Genomic DNA, 22,925 nt, shown 5'->3' with positions numbered 1-22,925 from the left:
GTCACGCTCCCGGCTTCTTGCCGCCGAGCAGGTTGAAGACGTGGTCGAACGGCCGCGCCGTCGGGGCGGTGACCTTCGCCGCGGCGTCCTTCTCCGCCCACACCGTCTCCGGCCGGCTCTGCAGCAGGTGGACCAGGCCGTCGGACTCCGCGACCGCCCACTCGATGTCCTGCGGGCGGCCGTAGTGCGCCTCGACCCGGCGGGCGGTCGCCACCAGCTCGGCGAGCTCCTCGTCGGAGATCGACGGGCGGTCCTGCAGCTCGGCCGGCACGTCGATCTCGACCACGCCGTGGCCGGAGGGGTCCGGCCGGTGCCAGCGGGTCTTGGTCGCGATCGTGCGCTTGGCGACCTCGCCGGTCACCTTGCTGACGACGAACGAGTCGGGGGTGACGTCGCCGCTGACCACGGCCGAGCCCAGCCCCCAGCTGGCGTCGACGGCGACGACCGACCGGTCGCCGGTGAGCGGGCTGCGGGTGAACATCACGCCGGAGCTGCGGGCGCCGACCATCCGCTGGACGACGACGGCCATGCCGAGGTCGGTCTCCGGGATGCCGCGCCGGCGGCGGTAGGTCACCGACTCGACGCTGTAGAGGCTGGCCCAGCAGCGGCGCACGTGCGCGACGACGGAGTCGGCGCCGCGGACCCACAGGTAGGTGTCCTGCAGGCCGGCGAAGCTGTCCTCGGCGCTGTCCTCGCTGGTCGCGCTGGAGCGGACGGCGACCGGCTGGTCGGGATCGCCGCACTCCTCGCCCAGCGCCGTGTAGGCGGCACCGATCGCCTCGGCGACCTCGGCCGGCAGCGGCGCGGACTCCACCACCGCGCGCACCCGGGCGGCGGTGGCGGCCAGCGCCTCGGGCTCGGCGGGGTCGAGCGCCGCGACGACGTCGGCGATCGGGACGCCGTCGAGCTCGAGGTGCTCGACGGTCCGGGCGAACGCCGCCGTCGTCACCGCGTAGCCGGTGGGCACCCGGATCCCGGCGCGCAGCAGCTCGCCGAGGCTGGCGCCCTTGCCGCCGACGCGCGGGACGTCGTCCTTGCCGAGCTCGGAGAAGTGCAGGACGGGACGGGTGTCGATCGTGATCATCAGCGCAGCACCGTCACGATGCCGCGGTCGCCGTCGACGCGGAGGCGGTCGCCGGTGCGGATCTTCGCGGTGGCGGTCCCGGTGCCGACGACCGCCGGCATGCCGTACTCGCGGGCGACGATCGCCGCGTGCGACATCGTGCCGCCGATGTCGGAGACCGCCGCGGCGATCTTGCCGAACACCGGGCCCCAGCTGGGCGCGGTCACCGGGCAGACGAGGACCTCGCCCTCGCGGATCGAGCCGATCTCGTTGACGTTCATCAGCACCCGGGCGACGCCCTCGACCACGCCGGGCGAGGCGGCGTAGCCGCGGACGACGTTCTCGTCGAGCTCCTCGTCGCCGAGCCAGGTCTCGATCGTCTCGTCGGTGATGCCCCAGAGCATCTTCACCGCGGGGTCGTTGAGCGCCGGGGGCACCGGGCCCAGCGCCGGTGGCGGCGACCAGGCCGACAGCGCCTCGACGATCTCCTTGCGCCGCGCCACGATCGGCTGCCAGTGGCGGGCGCCGAGCTCCGTGCCACCACCGGCCCAGGCCAGCTGCACGTCGGCGAGGGCGTCCTCGACCTCGACGTGCCGCAGGTGGAACACGTCGTCGGCCTCGCGCAGCACGCCCCGGTCGGCCAGCAGCTGCCCGAAAGCGCGGATCTTCTGGAAGAAGCGGGTCGTGAACCAGTGCTCGCAGTAGAACTTGTGGCTCTCGATGTAGGGGAACACCTGCCGGCACAGGCCCAGCATCTGGTCGAAGGCGGCCTTCTCCTCGTCGGAGCCGAGCAGCGCCCGGTACTCGTCGGCGATCCGGTCGCGCTCCTCGGCCAGCCGCTCGGTGGGCCGGGTGAGGTCCTCGCCGGCGCGGAGCTGCTCGACGTAGCGGGGCAGCGCCGCGAACGGGACGGTCAGGTCGTCGGCCCAGGACAGGTGGTGGTGGTAGAAGCCGTCACCGACCGAGACGTTGAACCACGGGTCCTTGGCCTCCTCGAACGCGGCCAGCCAGCGGGTGCCGTTCTGGCCGCGCTCCCCCAGGGCGGCGAGGACCTTGTTCGGCTCGGCGCCCTCGACGAACAGATCGGCGAGGTCGAGCTCGACGGCGAGGGCGGCCAGCTTCTTCAGCTCGTCGTCCGGCCGGTACATGGTGACGTCCATGCCGGCGACCATCCGGGCGACCATCTGGTCGCCCATCTCCGGGAAGGCCTGCTTGCAGAACTCGAAGAAGACGACGTAGGCGCCGTAGCCGAGCTGCAGCATCTCGGTGTGGTAGTGCCACATCGTCGAGTACAGGTCGATGCAGCGGTGGTAGTTCTCGCGCAGGTAGTGGTTGGACGCGATGCCCCGGCCGCCGGTGACCACCGCGAGGTCGTCGAGGTCGCCGAGCACGGGCACCTCGACCGCCTCGATCTCGGCGATCAGCGCGTCCATCCGCTGCTGCCACTCGCCGTAGATGCGGTCCCAGTTCTCGTAGTAGTGGCCGGCGCGCTCCTGGAAGTGCGGCAGCCGCTGCTCCACCTGCGCCGGGTCGAGCACCGGGTTGGCGGTGATGTAGACCCGGCCGTTGAGGATGCGGTACTCGATGCCGAGCGTCGTCGGGAAGGAGAACATCCGGGCGAGGTTGGCGCCGATCGCCGTGTACGGGATCTCCGAGGTGATGCCGTCGAACGCCGGGATCACCTCGGGGAAGTGCATGGAGTTGTAGAACCAGAACCGCTGGTCGTCCTCCGGCTGGAACCGCGAGAAGTAGGGGTACATCTGCTCCCAGCCCTCGGCGCCGGCGACGTCGGCGATCTGGGAGGGCAGCGGGAACGAGCGCTCGGTCATGGCTCTCTCGATCTCCTTGTCAGAGGGTGTAGTCCCGCTGCGTGCGGGCGTACTCGACGTAGTCGGCCAAGGCCTCGGGATCGGCCATGGCACTGGGGTCGGCGACGGTTGCTGCGTCGGCGCCGAGGAGGAGCCGGCGGACCGGGACCTCCATCTTCTTGCCGCTGCGGGTCAGTGGGACGGCGCGGACGGCGATGATCCGGTCCGGCACGTGCCGGGGGCTGTACTCCTGGCGCAGGCTGCGGCGCAGCCGCGCCGCCAGCTCCTCGGTCAGCTCCTGGCCCTCGGCCAGGACGACGAACAGCGGCATGAAGAACCCGCCGCCCGGCAGGTCGAGGTTGACCACGAGCGAGGTGCGGACGGCGGGATCGTCCTCGACCACGCGGTAGATCTCGGCGGTGCCGATCCGCACCCCCTGCCGGTTGAGGACGGCGTCGGAGCGGCCGCGGACGAAGCAGCCGCCGCGCTCGTTCACCTCGAAGAAGTCGCCGTGCCGCCAGATCCCGGGGAACGTCTCGAAGTAGCTGGCGCGGTAGCGGGCGCCGTCCTCGTCACCCCAGAAGAACAGCGGCATCGACGGCATCGGCGCGGTGATGACCAGCTCCCCCACCCGGCCGACGACCGGCTGCCCGGCGTCGTCCCACGCCTCGGCGGCCACGCCGAGCGAGCGGCCCTGGATCTCCCCGGCCCGCACCGGCAGCGTCGGCACGCCACCGACCAGGCCGCTGCAGACGTCGGTGCCGCCGCTGCCGGTGGCGATCCAGAGGTCGGCCTTGACGTCGCTGTAGAACCACGCGGTGATCGCGGGCGCCACCGGTGAGCCGGCGGGCATGATCGTCTCCAGGGCGGAGAGGTCGAAGCGCTCCCGCGGGACGACGCCGGCCTTCTGCATGAGCTCGACGAACGTGGGGCTGGCCCCGAACAGGCGGGCGCGGCTGTCCTGGGCGACCCGCCAGAGGACGTCGACGTCCGGGTGGCTGGGGTTGCCGTCGTAGAGCACCGGCGCCACTCCGGAGAGCAGGGTGGCGACCAGGAAGTTCCACATCATCCAGCCGGTGGTGGTGAAGAAGAACGCCCGGTCGCCGGCGCGCAGGTCCATGTGGAAGGCCTGCGCCTTGAGCTGCTCGAGCAGGATCCCGCCGTGGCCGTGCACGATCGCCTTGGGCAGCCCGGTCGTGCCCGAGGAGAACAGCACCCACAGCGGGTGGTCGAAGGGCACCTGCTCGCAGGCGAAGTCGTCGACGTCCGGGCCGGCCTGGATCTGCGCCCACGGCGTCCCGGTGCTCTCCAGGCCGAGGACGGGGACGGCGACGACGTCCCGCAGGCTCGGCAGGCCGGCGACGATCTCGGCCACCTCGGACCGCCGGTCGAAGTCGCGGCCGCCGTAGCGGTAGCCGTCGGCGGCGAGCAGCACGGTGGGGGCGAGCTGGCCGAGCCGGTCCAGGGCACCGCGGGCGCCGAAGTCGGGCGAGCAGGCCGCCCAGACCGCGCCGACGCTCGCGCTGGCCACCATCGCCACGATCGCCTCGGGCACGTTGGGCAGGTAGGCGACGACGCGGTCACCCGGGCGCACCCCGACCGCCCGCAGGTGGGCGGCGAACCGGCGGACCTGGCCGGCGAACTCCTCCCACGGCAGCTCGCGCACCGGCGACGTCTCGTCGACGAAGAGCAGCGCGGGCTCGCCCGGGCGCTCCTGCCGCAGCACGTGCTCGGCGAAGTTCAGCCGCGCCCCGGGGAACCACCGCGCGCCCGGCATGGCCCGCTCGGCCAGGACCGCGGTCGGCGGCTCCGAGGCCTGCACGTCGAAGAAGTCCCAGATCGCCGACCAGAACTCCTCGAGCTCGGTGGTCGACCACCGCCACAACGCCTCGTAGTCGTCGAAGGCGCGGCCGGTGCGCTCGGCGGCGAAGCGGGTGAACTCGGTCAGGCGGGTCCGCTCGACCCGCTCGGGCGAGGGCGTCCAGAGCAGTTCGCCCTCACGCACCGCGAGCCCGGTTCCCTGCGACGCCGTCGTCCCCATGGCCGGAAACCCTGACTTCCGGAGGGTGTGATCGGCAACACTCATCTGCCTGCTTTTCGCGCTGCGAAAAGACGCAGCCGGCGGCCAGGGACGTTGGTCTCGGCCCACATTGGGGAGTCCCAACTCCCCCAAGGCGGCTTTTAGCGTTCCCGCGCATCGAGCGCAACCCCTTCCCGCGTGGGGGTTCGTCGACCCGGAACTGCACAGCCATTGCGGAGGATTCGATGCGCAGGTACCTCGTTGCGGCAGGGGCGTTCGCCGCCCTGCTGGGGAGCGCGACAGCGGCTCACGCCGATCAAGGCCCGTCGAGTGGGAGAGGGGGTGAATCGAAGGTCGTCGCCGATCACCTGGACAACCCGCGCCAGCTCGCCTGGTCCGGGCGCACCCTGCTGGTCGCCGAGGCCGGCTCGGGCGGCGAGGACTGCGTGGCCGCGTCCCCGGCTGCCGCGGACGGCACCGGCGCGACAGCAGCCGGCAGTGACGACGGCACCGCCGACCAGGGCACCGGCGACGTCACCACCACCCCCACCGCCGGCAGTGACGACGGCACCGCCGACCAGGGCACCGGCGACGTCCCCACCGACACCACCACCCCGACCACCGGCAGCGACGACGGCACCGCCGACCAGGGCAGCGGCGACGTGCCGGCCGTCGACGGCTCGGCGTCCTCGTCGCAGGCGGGGACGGGCGACGAGCTCTGCAGCGGGGACACCGGCGCGATCACCGCGATCGGCCAGCGGAACCGCGGCTCCGACCGGGGTCCCCAGGAGATCGCGTCCCAGCTGGCCTCCGTCGCCGGACGCGACGGCAGCGACGCGAGCGGTCCCGCGGGCGTGGCGGCCACGTCCGGGTTCGTGATCATCGCGCAGGAGTCGGCGCCGTCCGACGCGAGCGCGGCTGAGGGCACCTCCTCGGCGGACACGCAGGGCGAGCTCCTGGTCAGCGCGGACGGTGTCACCGTGCCGTGGGTGGACCTCGACGCCGCCGCCAGTGACGACGGCACCGCCGACCAGGGCACCGGCGACGTCCCCGCCGACACCACCACCCCGACCACCGGCAGTGACGACGGCACCGCCGACCAGGGCAGCGGCGACGTGACCACCGACCCGGCGACCACCGGTTCCGACGACGGCACCGCCGACCAGGGCACCGGCGACGTGACCACCGACCCGGCGACCACCGGTTCCGACGACGGCACCCTCGACCAGGGCACCGGCGACGCCGCCACCACCACCGACCCGGCGACCACCGGTTCCGACGACGGCACCCTCGACCAGGGCACCGGCGACGCCGCCACCGACGTCACCGCCGCCGGGACCGCCGCCAGCAACCCGACCGCCGTCCTCGTGGTGAACCCCACGACGGACCAGGGGTCCGGCGCCGACGGGTACGTGCTCGTGGCCGACGCCGGCACCGGCACGGTGTGGAAGGTGACGCCGGACAGCTCCGCGGCGCTGCCGGAGAACTGCGCCGACGGCCAGCTGACCGCCGAGTGCCTGCCGCCGGCGACCGTGTCGGCCTTCGCGACCTTCCAGGCCGAGGCGGGCGACGCGCAGCCGGCGCCCAGCGCGCTGGCCGAGGACGGCGACGGCAACGTCTACGTGGCCGCCGGCACGTCGCTCGTGCGCTACGACGCGGCGACCGGCCAGGAGAACGGCCGGTGGGACGGCTTCACCGAGGTCCGCGGCCTGGCCGTGGACGGCGACGGCCGGTACGCCTACCTCTCCGAGGCCGACAGCAGCGACAGCAGCGACGGCAGCGTCGTCCGCGTCGATCTCGAGAAGAGCACCCGGACGGAGGTGGCGGTCCCCGCGCCCTCCGGCATCGCGGTCGGGCGCGACGGTCGGGTCTTCGCCTCCGCCTACAGCACCTCGCCGGCCGAGGGCCTCGCGGACGACCCGGCCACGGCCGACGTCGACGAGAGCACCCCGGGCGGCCAGGTGTGGCGGATCCGCTTCCCCCGCAACGCGGTGGAGGTCCCGCTCCCGGTGGCGGACTCGCCGACGGCGCCGTCCGCCGGTTCCGATGACGGCACGGTCGACCAGGGCACCGGCGACGCCGGCACCACCACCGACCCGGCGTCCACCGGGACCGACGACGGCACCGCCGACCAGGGCAGCGGCGACGTCACCACCGACCCGGCGGCCACCGACCCGGCGACCACCGGTTCCGACGACGGCACGGTCGACCAGGGCACGGGCGACGCGGTCACCCCGACCCCGTAACCGCTCGCCCGAGTGCGGTGCCGCCGGCGTGCCGGCGGCACCGCACAGCCGTCTTCGCGGCGCGGACGGTGTGGCAGCCTCGACGTCTACGGTTCATCGGAGCGCTCGGAGGTGGTCCGTGCGGGACTACCGGGTGAAGCCGATCGACGCCCTGTCGCGCGGCCTGCAGGTGCTGCAGGTGCTGCAGGAGGCGGGCGCCGCGAGCCTGCACGACCTGCACCTCGCGACCGGCATCCCCAAGCCCACGCTGACCCGGATCCTCAAGACCGCCCACCAGCACGGCCTGGTCTGGCAGCGGATGGTCGACGGCGCCTTCCTCCCGAGCCACACGCTGCAGCGCCGGGCCGCGAGCGACGACGACGCGTGGCTGGTGGAGATCGCCTCGCCGGTGCTGGAGGAGCTCACCTCGCGGGTGCGCTGGCCCTCGGTGCTCTCGGTGCCGCGGCTGGACCACATGGTGACGCTGGAGACCAACAGCTCGCGGACCTACTTCGACCTGCTCCCGCCGCGGCCGCACGGCTACCGGGTGAACATGCTCGGCTCGGCGTCCGGGCGCGCGTATCTCGCGTTCTGCCCCGAGCCGGAGCTCGAGGCGGTGCTGGCCCGGCTCCGGCACAAGGAGGGGCCGGCGTACCGGCTGGCGAGGGACGACGCCGCGGTCCGCAAGCTGGTCGCGACCACGCGGCGGCGCGGCTACGGCGTCCGCGCGCCCGACTTCGGCGGCGACCACGACCGTCCGCGCACGGAGGTGGACGACGGCCGCGAGTCGATCGCGATGCCGATCCGGCCGGGCGACCGCGTGGTCGGCTGCATCAACCTCACCTGGCGGCGGCAGATCATGTCGCTCACCGGGATGGTGCAGCTGCACCTGGCGGACCTGCAGACCGCCGTCCGCACCGTCGAGGAGCGCGTCCGGGCGGCCGGGTTCGCCGTCTGAGCGCCGGTCAGTGGACGGGGCCGCCGACGTTGATGAGGACGACGCCGGCGACGACCAGCGCCACCCCCACGAACTGCCACACCGTCAGCGGCTGGCCGAGCAGGGTGACGCCGATGCCGACGACGGCCAGCGTGCCCACCCCCGACCAGATCGCGTAGGCGATGCCCACCGGCATGGTCTTCACGACGATCGAGAGCAGGAAGAACGAGACCGCGTACCCGGCCAGCACGACGACGCTGGGCAGCAGGACGGTGAAGCCGTTCGTGCGCCCGAGCAGCGAGGTGGCCAGGACCTCGGCCGCGATGGCGCAGCCGAGCAGCAGGTAGGCCATCACCGCCGATCCTAGGAGTGGCCGACCCTCAGCCGCCCCTCCCCGGCCGCCGTCCGATCCGCGCGTCCGTCGTGCTCGTGCGCCACACGACGACGAAGAACAGCACCGCCACCGCGCCCGAGAGCAGGGCGACCCAGCCGCTGAGCCCGTGGAACGGGTCGAAGTTCTTCTGGGTGAAGTCCCAGACGGTGAGGACGAAGGTGGCCAGGCTCAGGCAGGTCACCCCGAGCACCACGCAGTTGAGGAACCGGGCCTGCCGGTCGGCCATGGCCGTGGCGAGGTGGCCGTACACGTGCTCGACGGCGGTCAGCTTGGTGTCCATCGCCGCGAGCTGCTTGTCCAGCTCCCACACGCCGCTGACGCACTCCCAGACCGCCTTGTCCGGCGCGCCGAGGTGCAACGGGAGGAGCTCGATACCGGCCCGGAACTGCTGGACGCGTTCGAACTCCGCGAGCAGGTCGATGGAGCGGCTCTGCAGCTTCTCCAGGGACAGGCGGCGCGCCTCCGTCCCGCCGTTCACCAGGAGTCCGCCGAGGTAGCGGTCCATGTCGATCGCCGCCGCCCAGGCCACCGACTGGGTGGCCAGCACGCGGCCCAGCGCCCCGGCCAGCTCCGCGTCCTCGGCCGTCGACACGACGCACGCCTCCCTGCCCAGGCGGGCCGCGTCCCGCGGCCAGTCACCCCGCGGCTGCAGCCTGTCCCCTCGGCGGGTGAGCTCGCACGCCACGGCGTCGACGTCGGTGGGCTGCGGCCCCTCGCCCGCCCGCACCATGAACAGCGCCTGGGCCCACAGCGGCCGGTGCGACCCGCTCGTCGGCACGGCGGCCGAGTCGAGCAGCCTCCGGGTCCGGGCGAGGACGGCGTCGGGCGTGTCCCTGCCCGTGTCGCTGTCGGTCCCGGTCACGCTGTCGCGGACCTCGGCCCACGTCACCGCGTCCGACTCGGTCAGCTCGTAGACCAGCGCGGCCAGCCCGACGCCCGCCGTCCAGATGTCGAGGACGGCGCCGACGGCCCGCCACCGTCCCTGTCCGGGGACCGGTAACGCCGGCTGCACCCGCGCGCCGAGCCGGTCCCGGCGCAGGCGGTGCGGGAGCGACTCGCGCAACGTCAGGTTGACCTGGTTCGAGTAGCCCCACAGCCGCAGCTCGCCGAGCACTCTGCGGTACCGGTAGAGCCCGGGGGCAGGGTCCTCCGGCAGCGGCGTCCCGGCCCGCGACGGCAGCCGCGGGCTCACGGCAGCGGCCGGCGCGGACGCGCCCGCCCCGTCGAGGAGGAAGGGGACGAGGACGACCACGGAGACCGCGCAGTCGCGGGGCGCGAGGACCGCCGACGGCGTCAGCACGGCAGCGCTGCTGCTCATGGCGGAACGGTGCCAGGGTCGCGGCCCGGGGTCCACCGTTCATGGAACGCATCGTTTCCTCCGTCGGCGGTATGTAGCTGCCATGCCGCCGACCGTCGTCTTCGACCTCGACAAGGTGCTGCTCGGCGGCGACGCCTCCACGCTGTTCCTGCACGGCCGGCTGCGCCGGGCACCGGGCCGCCTGCTGCCGCTGCTGCTCGCCGCGCCGCTGCTCCTGCCGGGCTCCGCGGTGCCGCAACTGCGCCCGCTGGCCGCGCGGGCGATGACCCGGCTGGCGGTCGGCGGCCGGGCGGAGTCCGACGTCGAGGTGGTCGCCGAGGCCTACGGCGAGGCCCTCACCGGCAAGCCGGAGGCCGCGGTCGCGGAGGCGATCGCCTGCGTGCGCCGGCACCGGGCCGAGGGCGACGAGGTCGTCGTCGCCACCGGCTGCGAGGAGGTGCTGGCCCGCGGGTTCCTGCGCGCCATCGGGCTGGGCGAGCTCGACGTGGTCGGCTCCACCGGCTCGGTCCGCCCGCCGCGGGTGCGCCGGGCGATGGGCGAGGAGAAGGTGCGGATGCTGGCCGAGCGCGGTCATCCCCCACCGTGGCGCGTCGTGTACAGCGACAGCACCTCCGACGTGCCGCTGTTCGCCGGCACGCCGCGGCCGGTGCTGGTGAACGCCGGCGAGAAGGACGCCCGGAAGGTCGAGCGGCTCCTCGGCCGGCGTCCCGAGACGGTCACCTGGCGCTGAGCGGTCAGGTCCCGGCCAGCACCTCGTCGAGCTGCTCGTAACCCTCGACCACGCCGGTCTCCATGCCGGTGGCGACGAAAGCGTCGCGGCCCTCGAACGAGTCGACCAGCGAGGTGGCGACCAGCCGGGTGCGGCCGTCGCCGAGGTCCTCGAAGGCGATCTTCTCCAGCGCGACCCCGTCCGGCATGCCCTCGAAGGTGAACGTCTGGACGATGAGCTCGTTCGGCCGCAGCTCGTGGAAGGTGCCGCGGAAGCGGTACTCCTCGTCGCCCCGCCGGTGGACGAAGCGGTACTCGCCGCCGGTGCGTGCGTCCCAGGTCTCGACCGTCATCTGCAGGTCGCGCGGGCCGTTCCAGCGGACGACCAGTTCCGGGTCGACGTGTGCGCGGTAGACCTTCTCCGGCGGGGCGTCGAACTCGCGGACGATGCGCACGAGTGGGACCTTCTGGTCGACCTCGATCTGCGTCTCGTGCGTGCGGGCGGCGGTCATGACGGTGCTCCTCTCCGGGGTGGTGCGCTGGTGGGCTCCTCGTCCGGCAGGGCGGCGAGGACGTCGTCGAGGCGGCGGTAGCGCTCCTCGGCCTCGCGGCGGTAGCGCTCGATCCACTTGGTCATCAGGTCGAACACCTCCGCCTCGAGGTGCACCGGGCGGCGCTGGGCCTCCCGGCTGCGGCTGACCAGGCCGGCGTCCTCGAGCACCTTGAGGTGCTTGGAGACCGCCTGGACGGTGACGTCGTAGGGCGCGGCGAGCTCGTTGACAGTGGCGTCGCCGGAGGCCAGCCGGGCGACCATGTCGCGCCGGATCGGATCGGCGAGAGCCGAGAAGACGCGGGACAGGGGGTCTGCCATCCCGTCTCCTTTCTCAACCGCTCGGTTGAGGAGGACCGTAGCCCCAGGACGTCGACGTTGTCAACCGTGCGGTTGAAGAAGGGCCGGGGTTACGTTGCGCCGGTGAACGCACCACAGGGCCGCCCGCCGTCCGAGCTCGACCGCCTCGCCGACCGGTTCGTCGAGGACTACGCCGCCGCGCAGCCGGTGGCCGCGACCTACATCGGCGTCCCCGGGCACGACGACCGCTGGCCGGACCTCTCCCCCGACGGGCACGCCGCCATGGCGGATCTGCTGCGCCGGACCCGGGCGGAGGTCACCGCCGTGACACCGGCCGACCGGCGGGAGGAGATCGCCCGAGCCGCGATGGTGGAGCGGATCGGCGCGGAGCTGGACCGCTACGAGGCGGGCCTGGCCCAGGCGGACCTCAACACCTCGGCCAGCCCCCTGCAGAACTTCCGGATGATCTTCGATCTGATGCCCACCGCGACGGCGGAGGACTGGGCCACCGTCGGGCGCCGGCTGGCGGCGATGCCGAAGGCCCTGGACGGCTACGCCACCGGGCTGGAGGCGGCCGCGGCGGGCGGGCACACCTCGGCCGCGCGGCAGGTGCGGCTGGCCGCGGGAGTGGCCCGGGAGTGGGCCGGGTCCCCCGACCGGCCCGGCTTCTTCGCCGGGCTCGCCGCCGGGTCGCCCGTCGAGGACGAGGCCCTGCGGCGGGACCTGGACCGGGCCGCCGGCCTGGCAGCCGGCGCGCTGGCCGCCTTCGCCGACCGCATCGAGCGGGAGCTGCTGCCGCGTGCCCCGGAGCGGGACGCGGCCGGCCGCGATCGCTACGCCGTCGAGTCCCGCTGGTTCACCGGGGTGGACCTCGACTTCGAGGAGACCTACGCCTGGGGCTGGGAGGAACTGGCCCGGATCGTCGCGGAGAAGGAGGCGGTGGCCGAGCGGATCGCGCCGGGCGACGGCGTCGCGGGCGCGATGGCGGCACTGGACGCCGAGCCCGCCCGCCTGGTCCGCGGCCGTGACGCGCTGCAGGCGTGGCTGCAGGAGACCGCCGACCGGGCGATCGCGGCGCTGGACGGCGTCCACTTCGACATCCCGGAGCCGGTGCGGCGGCTCGAGGGGCGGGTCATCGGCATCTCCGGGCTGGGCGTCTACTACAGCGGGCCGACCGAGGACTTCAGCCGGCCCGGCCGCATGTGGTGGTCGCTGCCCGACGGCGTCGACGACATGACGACCTGGCGGGAGACCACGACCGTCTACCACGAGGGCGCGCCCGGCCACCACCTGCAGATCGGGCAGACCGTCCACAACGCCGCCCTGCTCAACCGGTGGCAGCGGCTGCTCTGCGAATGCTCGGCGCACGCCGAGGGCTGGGCGCTCTACGCCGAGCGGCTGATGGACGAGCTCGGCTTCCTCGAGGACCCGGGCGACCGGCTGGGCATGCTCGACGCGCAGGAGCTGCGGGCCGCCCGCGTGGTCCTGGACATCGGCGTGCACCTGGACCTGCCGATCCCCCCGGCGGCCGGGTTCGGCCCCCGGTGGACCTACGAGGTGGCGGCGGCCTTCCTCCGGCGGCACGTGTCGATGGAGGACCGGATGCGCACCGACGAGCTGCACCGCTACCTCGGCTGGCCGGGCCAGGCGCCGGTGTACAAGGTCGGCGAGCGGGTCTTCCTCACCGGCCGCGAGGAGGCGCGGGCGCGGGCGGGCGCGGCCTTCGACCTCAAGGCCTGGCACCGGGCGGTGCTCGACCTCGGTCCGCTCGGCCTGGGTCCGCTGCGCGACGAGCTGGCGCGGCTGTAGCGGCGCGCCCCCGGGATACGACCCGGAATCGACCCGGATCTCCGTAGGGTCCTCGGCGTGCGACGTGGGTGGACCGGTGCGGCCGTCGCTTCGGTGCTCGCCGTCGTGGCGCTGGCCGGCTGCGCGGAGGCGGCGCCGCGCGGGCCGTTCTCCGCCCGGCCGGGCCCCGCAGCGCCGTTCGAGCACGCGTCCCTGCACGAGACCTCGGCGGCCGGACCGGTCGCGACCGGCGGCGAGGTGCAGCAGCTGGCGACCTCCCTGCAGGCCGCGGGCTTCTTCTGCGCCCAGGTCCGCGCCAACGACGCGGCGGTGCAGGTCTGGTGCCGGACCCCGGAACCGCGAGCCCCGGCCGAGCTCGACCGCCGGGCCACCGTGATCGACCTGGTCGGCGCCCCTGACGGCGCGCTGCAGTACGCCCACGTCGACCCGCCCGACCCGCCCCTCGCCCCCCAGTACCGCGAGGACGACCAGGACGACCGGCTGCTGGCCGTGCTGGCGGCGTGTTTCGACCGGCTGTGGCCGGAGGACGGCGAGGCCGTGCGGGCCCTGATCGCCGAGGTGCACGACCCCGAGCTGCGGCGGACGACGAACCTGTCCGATCCCCGGCCCCGTTCCCGCGACACGGTGCGGACGGCGCACGCCGCCTACACCGTGGCCGAGGGCGGGGACGTCGACCCGCCGGAGGAGGTCAGCGGCTACCCGGCGCTGACCCTGACGGTCACGACGGACGCCCTCCGGGACCGCACCTGGCCCTACGGCAGTGACCACTACGCGCGCACGCCGACGGAGGCCACGCCGGGGTTGGAGGCCGGTGGGTTCGACTGCTACGGGCCGCAGGGCCCGTGCACGCGGCCGAGGGCAACCAGCAGATCGACTACGCCCTCCAGCCGGGCACCGACCGCCCGCTGACCGTGCACTTCCGGGCCGGCGGCGGGGTGCTCGACCCGGCCGTCGGGGTCGCTCCGCTCGCCGCCGAGGGCTTCCCGGAGGGCCTGACCTTCCTGAGCGACGACGTCCGCGGCGCGGTCGAGGCGCGGCTCGACCTGACCCGGCGCACCGGCCGCAGCTTCGCGGGCGTCGTGGCGGGATCGGTCCTGCTGCTCGATGCGGAGAGCACCCCGCCCGATCCGGACGGCACCTACGGGGTCTCCGTCGAGGTCATGATCGGCGCGCCGCTGCCCGTCGTCCCGACCTCCTGACCGCTCCGGGAGGCGCCGTCACCGAGCGGCGGCGCCTCCGGCAGGAGTAGGAAAGGCCGCGTGCGAGCGATCTCCTACAGCCGCGCCGGCGGCGCCGACGTCCTCGAGCTGGTCGACCGCCCGGAGCCCGAGCCGGGGCCGGGCGAGGTGCGGGTCCGCGTCGCCTTCTCCGGGGTCAACCCGACCGACTGGAAGTCGCGCACCACCACCGAGCCGGGGCCGGACGGGCAGATCCCGAACCAGGACGGCAGCGGCACCGTCGAGGCGGTCGGCGCGGGGGTCGACCCGGTGCTCGTCGGCGAGCGGGTGTGGATCTGGGAGGCGGCCTGGCAGCGCCCGTGGGGGACGGCGGCCGAGTGCACCGTCGTCCCGGCCCGGCACGTCGTCCTGCTGGGGGCCGGGCCGTCGTTCGAGGTCGGCGCCGCGCTCGGGATCCCGTTCCTCACCGCGCACCGCTGCCTGACCGTCGCCGAGTCGCTGCCCGACCGGCTCGGCCCGGGCGCGCTGACCGGTCACGCCGTGCTGGTGCAGGGCGGCGCGGGCGCGGTCGGCAACGCCGCGATCCAGCTGGCCCGCTGGGCGGACGCCACCGTGATCGCCACGGTGAGCAGCGCTCGCAAGGCCCAGCTCGCCGCTGCCGCCGGGGCCACGCACGTGATCGACTACCGGCAGCAGGACGTCGCCGCCGAGGTGCGCAAGATCGCGCGCAAGGGCGTCGCCGCCGTGGTCGAGGTCGCCGCTGCCCAGAACGCCGCGGTCGACGCGCAGGTGCTCGCACCGCACGGCGCCGTCGCGATCTACGCCGGCACCGGGGACGAGACGGCGACCATCCCGATCCGCCCGCAGATGCAGGCCAACGCCCGCTGGCAGTTCGTGTTCGTCTACACCGAGCCGGAGCGGGCCAAGGCGATCGGCGTCGAGGACGTCAACGCCGCGGTGCTCGACGGCGCCGTCCGGGTGGGCGAGGAGGCGGGCCTGCCGCTGCATGTCTACCCGCTGGAGCGGACCGCCGAGGCGCACCGGGCCGTCCAGGACGGCGCCGTCGGCAGGGTCCTGATCGACGTCACCGCGTGAGCGGAGGCTGAGCGCGCAGGTCTCCTGCGCGCTCAGCCTCCGACGCCGAGGGAGCGGGCGATGAGGATCCGCTGCACCTCGCTGGTGCCCTCGCCGATCTCGAGGATCTTGGCGTCGCGGTAGAAGCGGGCGACCGGGAACTCGTTCATGAACCCGTAGCCGCCGTGCACCTGGGTGGCCCAGCGGGCGTTCTCCATCGCCGACTCGGAGCTGTGCAGCTTGGCGATCGAGGCCTCCCGCTTGAACGGCTCGCCGCGCAGCATCTTCTCGGCCGCCCGGTAGTAGGCCAGCCGGGAGGTCTCGGCCCGCATCTCCATGTCGGCGATCATGAACTGGATCGCCTGGTTCCGGCCGATGGTCTGCCCGAACGCCTCGCGCTGGCCGGCGTACTTCACCGACTCGTCGACGCAGCCCTGCGCCAGGCCGGTGGCCAGCGCCGAGATCGCGATCCGCCCCTCGTCGAGGATGGAGAGGAACTGCGCGTAGCCGCGCCCCTTCTCCCCCACCAGGTTCTCCTCGGGCACCCGGCAGTCGGCGAACGACAGCTCCCGGGTGTCGGAGGCGTTCCAGCCGACCTTCGAGTACCGCTGCCCGACCGTGAAGCCCGGGGTGCCGCTGGGCACGAGGATCGCCGAGATCTCCTTGCCGCCGTCGGGCCGGGTAGCGGTGACCGCGGTGACCGTGACCAGCTCGGTCAGCTCGGTGCCGGAGTTGGTGATGAAGGCCTTCGACCCGTTGATCACCCACTGGCCGTCCTCGAGCCGGGCCGTGGTCTTCGTCGCGCCGGCGTCGGAGCCGCCGCCGGGCTCGGTCAGGCCGAAGGCGCCGAGCGCCTCGCCGGCGCACAGCCGCGGCAGCCAGCGCTGCTTCTGCTCCTCGGTGCCGAACCGGTAGATCGGCATCGCGCCGAGGGACACCCCGGCCTCCAGCGTGATCGCGATCGAGGAGTCGACGCGGGCCAGCTCCTCCAGCGCCACGCACAGGTGGAAGTAGTCGCCGCCCGCGCCGCCGTACCCCTCGGGGAACGGCAGCCCGAACAGGCCGAGCTCGCCCATCTGCCGCACGATCGCGGCCGGGAACTCGTCGCGCTCGTAGAACTCGCCGATCTGCGGGGCGACCACTTCCAGGGCGAACTCCCGGACGGTCTTGCGCAGCGCCTCGGTCTCCTCGTCGAGCCGGTAGTCCAGCATCGGGTCACTCCCCCTCGGCGGCCGCTGGGGTCACCACGGCCACCTGCTCGTCCAGCCGGACCTGCTGGCCGGCGGTCACGGAGAGCGCGGCGACCGTCCCGTCGACCGGGGCGGTCAGCACGTGCTCCATCTTCATCGCCTCGACGACGAGCAGCGGGGTCCCCGCGCTCACCTGGTCGCCGACGGACACCTGCACCACGGTCACCGTGCCCGGCATGGGCGAGGTGACGACGCCGCCGCCCCCTGCTCCCTCGGCCGCGGAGTGCAGCCGCTCGTGCTCGCGCAGCGCGGTCACGGCGCCCTCGGCGGCCAGCCACAGCGTGCCGCCGGCGTGGACGACGGCGAAGCGGTGCGTGACGCCGCCCAGGGTCACGGTCAGCCGGTCGCCGTCGCGGTGCGCCGAGGCGGCCAGCGGGACGCCGTCCCCCACGCAGACCTGCGCGTCGGCCGCCCGGCCGCGCACCCGAACGGTCACCGGCTCGCCGCCGGCCGCCTGCAGCCGGCGCACGGTCCAGGCCGGCTCGCCGAGCCGCCAGCCGTCGGGCACGTCCCACGGGTCGACCACCGGGCCGGCCGGCTCGGCCTCGAACAGCTCGAACAGCGCGGCCGCCGCGTACACCGCCGCGGACGGCGGCGCGACCACGGTGAGCGCCTCGCCGCGGCGCTCGATGAGCCCGGTGTCCAGCCGCCCGGCGACGACGTCGGGATCGGCGAGCAGCGCCCGCAGGAACGGGGTGTTGGTCGTGATCCCGAGGACGGCCGTGTGCCCGAGCGCCCCGACCAGCCGGGCGCGGGCGGTGTCGCGGTCGCGGCCCCAGGCGATGACCTTGGCCAGCATCGGGTCGTAGTCGGTGCCGACGACGCTGCCGACGGCCAGCGAGCTGTCGACGCGGATGCCGGCGCCCTCCGGTTCGGCGAGCCCGAGGACGGTGCCCGCCTGGGGCAGGAAGCCGCGCGCCGGGTCCTCGGCGTAGACCCGCGCCTCGATGGCGTGCCCGTCGAGGACGACGTCGCTCTGCCGTATCGGCAGCGGCTCGCCGGCCGCGATGCGCACCTGCAGCTCGACCAGGTCGAGGCCGGTGACCAGCTCGGTGACCGGGTGCTCCACCTGCAGCCGGGTGTTCATCTCGAGGAAGAAGAAGTCGCTCGGCCGGTCGGCGTCCACGATGAACTCGACCGTGCCGGCGCCGGTGTACCCGACCGATCTCGCCGCCTCGACCGCCGCGGTGCCCATGGCCGCGCGCATCGCGGCGTCGAGCAGCGGCGAGGGCGCCTCCTCGATCACCTTCTGGTGTCGGCGCTGCAGGCTGCACTCGCGCTCGCCGAGGTGGACCACGGTGCCGTGGGTGTCGCCGAGCACCTGCACCTCGATGTGCCGGGAATTGCCGACGTAGCGCTCGACCAGCAGCGTGTCGTCGCCGAAGGAGCCCCGGGCCTCGCGGCGGGCGGCCGCGATCGCGTCGCGCAGCTCGGCCTCGCCGCGCACCACCCGCATGCCCTTGCCGCCGCCGCCGGCGCTGGGCTTGAGCAGCACAGGGAAGCCGGCCTCGACGGCGGCGGCGGCGACCTCGTCGTCGTCCATGCCGGGCTCGGTCCGGCCCGGGACGACGGGCACCCCGGCCGCGCTCACCGTCTGCTTGGCGCGGATCTTGTCGCCCATCGCCTCGATCGCGGCGACCGGCGGGCCGATGAACGTGATGCCCGCCTTCTCGCACGCCCGGGCGAACTCGACGTTCTCCGAGAGGAAGCCGTAGCCGGGGTGGATCGCCTGCGCGCCGGTGCGGGCGGCCGCGTCGAGCACCCGCTCGATCGACAGGTAGCTCTCGCCGGCGGGCGCCGGCCCGATGGGGACGGCGACGTCGGCGACGCGGGTGTGCAGCGCTCCGGCGTCCGCCGCGCTGTAGACGGCGACCGAGCGGATGCCCATCGCCCGCAGGGTGCGGATCACCCGGACGGCGATCTCGCCGCGGTTCGCGACCAGGACGGTGTCGAACATCAGCAGCCCCCTGGGTGCTTTGTCGCGATAAAGCGCACGGTCACTGCGCTCACATCCGGAAGACGCCGTAGCCGAGCTCGCCGAGCGGCGCATTGGCGCACGCCGAGAGGGCGAGACCGAGCACGGTGCGGGTCTGGGCGGGGTCGATCACGCCGTCGTCCCACAGGCGGGCGGTGGCGTAGTAAGGGTGGCCCTGGTGCTCGTACTGCTCGCGGATCGGCGCCTTGAACGCCTCCTCGTCCTCGGCCGGCCACTCCTCGCCGCGCGCCTCGAAGCCGTCGCGGCGGACCTGGGCGAGCACGCTGGCCGCCTGCTCACCGCCCATGACCGAGATGCGGGCGTTGGGCCAGGAGAACAGGAACCGCGGCGAGTACGCCCGGCCGCACATCGAGTAGTTGCCGGCCCCGAACGAGCCACCGATCACCACGGTCAGCTTCGGCACCCGGGCGCAGGCCACGGCGGTGACCATCTTGGCGCCGTGCTTGGCGATGCCGCCCGCCTCGTAGTCGCGGCCGACCATGAACCCGGAGATGTTCTGCAGGAACAGCAGCGGGATGCTGCGCCGGTCGCACAGCTCGATGAAGTGCGCGCCCTTGAGCGCCGACTCGGCGAACAGCACGCCGTTGTTGGCGATGATCCCGACCGGGTGGCCGTGCAGCCGGGCGAAGCCGGTCACCAGCGTCTGCCCGTACAGCGGCTTGAACTCGGCGAACCGGCTCCCGTCGACCAGCCGGGCGATCACCTCGCGGACGTCGTAGGGCGTGCGCGAGTCCGGCGGGACCACCTCGTAGATCGACTCGGGGTCGTAGCGCGGCTCCTCGGTCGGCTCGACGTCCCACGGGCGGGGGCCGCGCGGGCCCAGCGTGCCGACGATCTGGCGGACCAGCTGCAGCGCGTGGGCGTCGTCCTCGGCCAGGTGGTCGGTGACCCCGCTGACCCGGCTGTGCAGGTCGCCGCCGCCGAGCTCCTCGGCGGTGACCACCTCGCCGGTCGCCGCCTTCACCAGCGGCGGCCCGCCCAGGAAGATCGTGCCCTGCTCGCGGACGATGACCGCCTCGTCGCTCATCGCCGGCACGTACGCCCCGCCGGCGGTGCAGGACCCGAGGACGGCGGCGATCTGCGGGATGCCGGCCTTCGACATGGTCGCCTGGTTGTAGAAGATCCGGCCGAAGTGCTCGCGGTCGGGGAAGACGTCGTCCTGCATGGGCAGGAACGCGCCGCCGGAGTCGACCAGGTAGACGCAGGGCAGCCGGTTGTGCAGGGCCACCTCCTGCGCGCGCAGGTGCTTCTTCACCGTCATCGGGTAGTAGGTGCCGCCCTTGACGGTGGCGTCGTTGGCGACGACCACGCACTCGCGGCCGGAGACGCGGCCGACGCCGGTGATGATCCCGGCGGAGGGCGCGTCGCCGTCGTAGAGGCCGTGCGCGGCCAGCGGGGAGAGCTCGAGGAACCGGCTGCCCGGATCGAGCAGCGAGTCGACCCGCTCGCGGGGCAGCAGCTTGCCGCGCTCGACGTGCCGCCGGCGCGCCCGCTCGCCGCCGCCCTGGGCGACGCGCTGCAGCTGCCCGGTCAGGTCGGCGACCAGCTCGCGGTGCGCCGCGGCGTTGCGCGCGGCCGAATCGAGGTCGGGTGAGAGGGGTCGGGGAAGCACCGGTGCATCCACGGCGCACACGTTAACGGTCGTTCACTCGATGGTCCAGGGTCTGGCGGAACTTGTTAACGACGGTTCACCGTGGGCTAGCATGCGACGCATGGGCGAGAGCGTCAGGGACGCCGCGCTGCACGCCGACGCCGACAACCCGTCGCGCCGCGAGCAGATCCTGCGGGCCGCCGCCCAGCTGTTCGCCGAGCGCGGCTCCCGGTCGGTGGGCGTCGACGACATCGGCGCCGCCGTGGGCGTCACGGGACCGGCCATCTACCGGCACTTCGCGGGCAAGGACGCGATGCTCGCCGAGATGCTGCTGCGGATCAGCCAGCGGCTGCTCGCCGGCGGCAGCGCGTGCGTGGCCGCGGCCGGCGCCGACCCCGAGGCGCAGCTGCGCGCGCTCATCGACTTCCAGGTCGACTTCGCCCTCGACAACCCGGCACTGATCACCGTGCAGGACCGCGACCTCGGCTCGCTGCCCGACACCGACGCCGCCGAGGTGCGCCGGCTGCAGCGCCGCTACGTCGAGGTCTGGGTGACCGTGCTGGCCCGGCTGCACCCGGCCGCCGACCCGGCCACCTGCCGCGCCCGCGCGCACGCCGTCTTCGGGCTGATCAACTCCACCCCGCACAGCGCCGGCCGGCTCGGCCGCCCCGCGATGGCGGCGCTGCTCACCGAGATGGCCCGGGCCGCCGCGACCTCGTAGGGGCCAAAATGGCCATTTTGGCCCCGGGGGACGGCACGGGCGAACGTGCCGACGGCCAAAATGGCCATTTTGGCCGTCAGGCGGTCGGCGGGTCGGGCAGCTCGAGGACCAGGCCGCTGCTGGCCGCGGTGTTGAGCGCCGTCGCGTCGCCGCCGGCCTCGGGCACCGCCCAGGAGCTCTCGACGATGGTCACCGTCGACGCGCTCACCGCGCTGGCGTACTCCGCGTCGTGCAGCCCGTCGGGCGCCCCCTGGTAGGTGGCGCCGTCGCGCAGCAGGTCGTTGACGTTGCCGGTGCCGGTGGTGTCGGCCAGGGCCCGCAGCTTGCGCGCCGCCTCGCTGTCCGGCATCCGCACGTGCGACACCGCGAGCACGACCGGCCGGCCGCCGACCTGGGCCGAGTACAGCCCGCGGGAGAGCCCCACGCAGTCGGTCGTCCCGAAGGACGCGCCGACGTCGCCGTACCCGTGGCCGACGCAGGTGTCGTCGACGTCGACGGCCTCGAGCGTGAAGGTCACGCCGCCGACGGTCTGGACGGCGCCGGGCTGCGGACCGGCGGGAGTGCTCTGCGCGGCGGGGCGGGACGTGCCGGCGGGGGCGCCGCCGCTGTCGCCGTCGCCTCCGAGCAACAGCACGCCGCCGAGCGCGACCAGGGCCACGACCAGGACCGCGGCACCGATGAGCAGCGCCGTGCGGCGACGGGAGCCCGCGTTCTCGGCATCAGGTCGTGGCGACGCGGGGACGGCGGGCGGCGGCACCGGCGGCAGCGCGGGCGCCGGGGGCGGGTTCTCCGGCACACCGCCGCCGAACAGGCCGCCGATGCCCCCGGTCTCGTCGACGGGTGGCTCGGGCGGCGCGCCGACGGCGATGGTGTCGCGGAACGGGACGCCGGCATACGGATCCCGGGAGCCTGCCGGCGGCGCGAACGCCGGGGTGGTGGCCGTGACCGAGGTCGGCGGAACGGGGGGCGCAGCGGCCTGGGCGGCCGCCTGTGCGGCGATCGCCGCGGCGACCGGCGACGGCGCGGCCGGCAGCACCGAGGTCGACGCGGGCTGCGGCGGGACGGCGGCCGGTGTGGGCTGCGGCGGCGCGGGCTGCGGCGGCACGGGTACCGGTGCGGGCTGCGCGGCGCCGGCGGCCGCGGCCAGCGCGGCGGCGACCGGCGACGGCGCCGGCGGCGCGGTCGAGGCGGCGGTCATCGAGGCGGGCGCGAGCAGCTCCGGCCGGCGCAGCACGTAGGGCGAGTACGGGAAGCCCTCGCCGTTGAGCTCCTCGACGGTGGGCCCGCGGCCTTCCAGGCCGAGCGCCTCGAGGGCCGCCCGGACGTCGGCGGTGGTCCACAGCCGCGGGTTGTCGACGCCGGAGTAGCGGCCGGCGCGGGCGATGCCGAGCAGCAGCGACCGCGGCTCGAGCAGCGCGACCTGGTCGCCCTCGCCGAGGTCGCCGTCCTCCGGGACCAGACCGGAGATCTCGCCGACGAGCACGGTGAGCCGGGCGATCCGCCCCGGCTCCAGCCCGGCGCGGCGCAGCCGCATGGCGGCCTCCATGCCGGCGCGCATGAGCCCGTCGAGCGGGGTCGAGCCCCCGCCGGCGAGCTGCAGCACGTCGCCGGGGCCGGTACCGGGCCCGATCGTCCAGGCGCCGTCCGGGCGGGCGGTGACCACGCCGCTCTGGCGGACCACCTCGACGATGCGGACGACCGCCAGCCCCTCGGGGACGAGCAGGACGGCGTCGGAGAGCCGCCGGTCGAGCGCCCCGTCGGTGAACGGCACCGACGCCACGACCGCGGCGCGCACCGCGCCGCCGGTGTCCCAGCGGGCCAGTTCGGCGAAGAGCGCTCGCTCCCCCGCCGTCTGCAACGGCGTCGGGGTGAGTGCCAGCACGTGGTCCTCCGGCAGGTCGGGTCTGTGTGGGTGCGGAGGGCGCACGGGCGCCGGGCCGCTGCGCCCGGATCGCGAGGATCGACCCTCGCCAGGCGTCTGTG

General features: G+C 74.4%; 19 protein-coding genes. 8 read left to right on the top strand and 11 right to left on the bottom strand.

The features are described 5' to 3' along the window. Position 1 precedes the first annotated feature (1 nt). Genes AB3388_RS07070 through AB3388_RS07060 form a run of 3 tightly spaced genes read right to left on the bottom strand, consistent with a single transcriptional unit; the run spans position 2 to position 4,912 of the window. Positions 2–1,084 (bottom strand): PEP/pyruvate-binding domain-containing protein, encoded by a 1,083-nt coding sequence (locus AB3388_RS07070; RefSeq protein WP_495410053.1) that lies wholly within the window; start codon positions 1,082–1,084, stop codon positions 2–4. After that, entirely contained in the window at positions 1,084–2,892 is a 1,809-nt protein-coding gene (locus AB3388_RS07065; RefSeq protein ID WP_495410052.1) for a PEP-utilizing enzyme, read from the bottom strand. Before AB3388_RS07065 ends, AB3388_RS07070 begins: the two co-directional genes overlap by 1 nt. 19 nt (positions 2,893–2,911) lie before the next feature. Beyond that, the gene (locus tag AB3388_RS07060; RefSeq protein ID WP_495410051.1) at positions 2,912–4,912 is read right to left on the bottom strand and encodes an acetoacetate--CoA ligase; all 2,001 of its coding nucleotides are present in this window, start codon (positions 4,910–4,912) and stop codon (positions 2,912–2,914) included. A gap of 224 nt (positions 4,913–5,136) precedes the next feature. On the opposite strand from AB3388_RS07060, the gene AB3388_RS07055 reads away from it, so the two are divergent. Then, the gene (locus AB3388_RS07055) at positions 5,137–7,137 is read left to right on the top strand and encodes a hypothetical protein (RefSeq protein WP_495410050.1); all 2,001 of its coding nucleotides are present in this window, start codon (positions 5,137–5,139) and stop codon (positions 7,135–7,137) included. A gap of 118 nt (positions 7,138–7,255) precedes the next feature. After that, the gene (locus tag AB3388_RS07050) at positions 7,256–8,074 is read left to right on the top strand and encodes a helix-turn-helix domain-containing protein (protein ID WP_495410049.1); all 819 of its coding nucleotides are present in this window, start codon (positions 7,256–7,258) and stop codon (positions 8,072–8,074) included. Positions 8,075–8,081: 7 nt separating this feature from the next. On the opposite strand, the gene AB3388_RS07045 is transcribed toward AB3388_RS07050, so the two are convergent. Beyond that, complete coding sequence (locus tag AB3388_RS07045) at positions 8,082–8,405, bottom strand: DMT family transporter (protein WP_495410048.1); 324 nt, start codon at positions 8,403–8,405, stop codon at positions 8,082–8,084. A 28-nt stretch (positions 8,406–8,433) separates the two neighbouring features. Further along, the gene (locus AB3388_RS07040; RefSeq protein ID WP_495410047.1) at positions 8,434–9,765 is read right to left on the bottom strand and encodes a hypothetical protein; all 1,332 of its coding nucleotides are present in this window, start codon (positions 9,763–9,765) and stop codon (positions 8,434–8,436) included. Positions 9,766–9,847: 82 nt separating this feature from the next. Between AB3388_RS07040 and AB3388_RS07035 the strand changes: the two genes are divergently transcribed. Next, positions 9,848–10,495, top strand: coding sequence for an HAD family hydrolase (locus AB3388_RS07035; protein WP_495410046.1), 648 nt, complete (start codon positions 9,848–9,850; stop codon positions 10,493–10,495). 4 nt (positions 10,496–10,499) lie between these two features. Here the strand turns inward: AB3388_RS07035 and AB3388_RS07030 are convergent, their stop codons facing one another. Together AB3388_RS07030 and AB3388_RS07025 are read right to left on the bottom strand one after the other, a co-directional pair. Then, positions 10,500–10,985 carry an SRPBCC family protein gene (locus AB3388_RS07030; RefSeq protein ID WP_495410045.1) on the bottom strand — a complete coding sequence of 162 codons (486 nt, stop codon included), beginning with the start codon at positions 10,983–10,985 and terminating at the stop codon, positions 10,500–10,502. After that, positions 10,982–11,344 carry an ArsR/SmtB family transcription factor gene (locus tag AB3388_RS07025; RefSeq protein ID WP_495410044.1) on the bottom strand — a complete coding sequence of 121 codons (363 nt, stop codon included), beginning with the start codon at positions 11,342–11,344 and terminating at the stop codon, positions 10,982–10,984. The genes AB3388_RS07030 and AB3388_RS07025 overlap by 4 nt, the downstream gene beginning before the upstream one ends. A 102-nt stretch (positions 11,345–11,446) precedes the next feature. Between AB3388_RS07025 and AB3388_RS07020 the strand changes: the two genes are divergently transcribed. The 4 genes from AB3388_RS07020 to AB3388_RS07005 are packed head-to-tail and all read left to right on the top strand — an operon-like array spanning position 11,447 to position 15,405. Further along, the gene (locus AB3388_RS07020) at positions 11,447–13,132 is read left to right on the top strand and encodes a DUF885 domain-containing protein (protein ID WP_495410043.1); all 1,686 of its coding nucleotides are present in this window, start codon (positions 11,447–11,449) and stop codon (positions 13,130–13,132) included. 57 nt (positions 13,133–13,189) lie between these two features. Beyond that, entirely contained in the window at positions 13,190–14,041 is an 852-nt protein-coding gene (locus AB3388_RS07015) for a hypothetical protein (RefSeq protein WP_495410042.1), read from the top strand. After that, entirely contained in the window at positions 13,975–14,331 is a 357-nt protein-coding gene (locus tag AB3388_RS07010) for a hypothetical protein (protein WP_495410041.1), read from the top strand. Before AB3388_RS07015 ends, AB3388_RS07010 begins: the two co-directional genes overlap by 67 nt. Before the next feature lie 60 nt (positions 14,332–14,391). Then, the gene (locus AB3388_RS07005; RefSeq protein WP_495410040.1) at positions 14,392–15,405 is read left to right on the top strand and encodes an NADPH:quinone reductase; all 1,014 of its coding nucleotides are present in this window, start codon (positions 14,392–14,394) and stop codon (positions 15,403–15,405) included. A gap of 32 nt (positions 15,406–15,437) precedes the next feature. Here the strand turns inward: AB3388_RS07005 and AB3388_RS07000 are convergent, their stop codons facing one another. From AB3388_RS07000 to AB3388_RS06990, 3 genes are read right to left on the bottom strand one after another with little or no spacing between them, the layout of a single operon-like run. Beyond that, positions 15,438–16,595 carry an acyl-CoA dehydrogenase family protein gene (locus AB3388_RS07000; protein ID WP_495410039.1) on the bottom strand — a complete coding sequence of 386 codons (1,158 nt, stop codon included), beginning with the start codon at positions 16,593–16,595 and terminating at the stop codon, positions 15,438–15,440. 4 nt (positions 16,596–16,599) lie between these two features. Then, the gene (locus tag AB3388_RS06995; protein WP_495410038.1) at positions 16,600–18,591 is read right to left on the bottom strand and encodes an acetyl/propionyl/methylcrotonyl-CoA carboxylase subunit alpha; all 1,992 of its coding nucleotides are present in this window, start codon (positions 18,589–18,591) and stop codon (positions 16,600–16,602) included. A 49-nt stretch (positions 18,592–18,640) separates the two neighbouring features. Next, positions 18,641–20,242 carry a carboxyl transferase domain-containing protein gene (locus AB3388_RS06990; protein ID WP_495410037.1) on the bottom strand — a complete coding sequence of 534 codons (1,602 nt, stop codon included), beginning with the start codon at positions 20,240–20,242 and terminating at the stop codon, positions 18,641–18,643. A 100-nt stretch (positions 20,243–20,342) separates the two neighbouring features. On the opposite strand from AB3388_RS06990, the gene AB3388_RS06985 reads away from it, so the two are divergent. Then, positions 20,343–20,942, top strand: coding sequence for an SACE_7040 family transcriptional regulator (locus tag AB3388_RS06985; protein WP_495410036.1), 600 nt, complete (start codon positions 20,343–20,345; stop codon positions 20,940–20,942). A 76-nt stretch (positions 20,943–21,018) separates the two neighbouring features. On the opposite strand, the gene AB3388_RS06980 is transcribed toward AB3388_RS06985, so the two are convergent. Continuing rightward, positions 21,019–22,824: a hypothetical protein gene (locus tag AB3388_RS06980; protein ID WP_495410035.1), complete on the bottom strand. Its 1,806-nt coding sequence runs from the start codon at positions 22,822–22,824 to the stop codon at positions 21,019–21,021. Positions 22,825–22,925: the final 101 nt, after the last annotated feature.

This window comes from Geodermatophilus sp. SMS 5-13 (assembly GCF_059428245.1).
The sequence above is the reverse complement of the archived record's forward strand: the minus strand, read 5'-3'. Positions and strand labels throughout refer to the sequence as shown.

Bases quoted from the DNA above. Each gene is read 5' to 3' on its own strand.
- AB3388_RS07070 (WP_495410053.1), bottom strand. From the start codon at position 1,084: ATGATCACGATCGACACCCGTCCCGTCCTGCACTTCTCCGAGCTCGGC.
- AB3388_RS07065 (WP_495410052.1), bottom strand. From the start codon at position 2,892: ATGACCGAGCGCTCGTTCCCGCTGCCCTCCCAGATCGCCGACGTCGCC.
- AB3388_RS07060 (WP_495410051.1), bottom strand. From the start codon at position 4,912: ATGGGGACGACGGCGTCGCAGGGAACCGGGCTCGCGGTGCGTGAGGGC.
- AB3388_RS07055 (WP_495410050.1), top strand. From the start codon at position 5,137: ATGCGCAGGTACCTCGTTGCGGCAGGGGCGTTCGCCGCCCTGCTGGGG.
- AB3388_RS07045 (WP_495410048.1), bottom strand. From the start codon at position 8,405: ATGGCCTACCTGCTGCTCGGCTGCGCCATCGCGGCCGAGGTCCTGGCC.
- AB3388_RS07040 (WP_495410047.1), bottom strand. From the start codon at position 9,765: ATGAGCAGCAGCGCTGCCGTGCTGACGCCGTCGGCGGTCCTCGCGCCC.
- AB3388_RS07035 (WP_495410046.1), top strand. From the start codon at position 9,848: ATGCCGCCGACCGTCGTCTTCGACCTCGACAAGGTGCTGCTCGGCGGC.
- AB3388_RS07030 (WP_495410045.1), bottom strand. From the start codon at position 10,985: ATGACCGCCGCCCGCACGCACGAGACGCAGATCGAGGTCGACCAGAAG.
- AB3388_RS07025 (WP_495410044.1), bottom strand. From the start codon at position 11,344: ATGGCAGACCCCCTGTCCCGCGTCTTCTCGGCTCTCGCCGATCCGATC.
- AB3388_RS07000 (WP_495410039.1), bottom strand. From the start codon at position 16,595: ATGCTGGACTACCGGCTCGACGAGGAGACCGAGGCGCTGCGCAAGACC.
- AB3388_RS06995 (WP_495410038.1), bottom strand. From the start codon at position 18,591: ATGTTCGACACCGTCCTGGTCGCGAACCGCGGCGAGATCGCCGTCCGG.
- AB3388_RS06985 (WP_495410036.1), top strand. From the start codon at position 20,343: ATGGGCGAGAGCGTCAGGGACGCCGCGCTGCACGCCGACGCCGACAAC.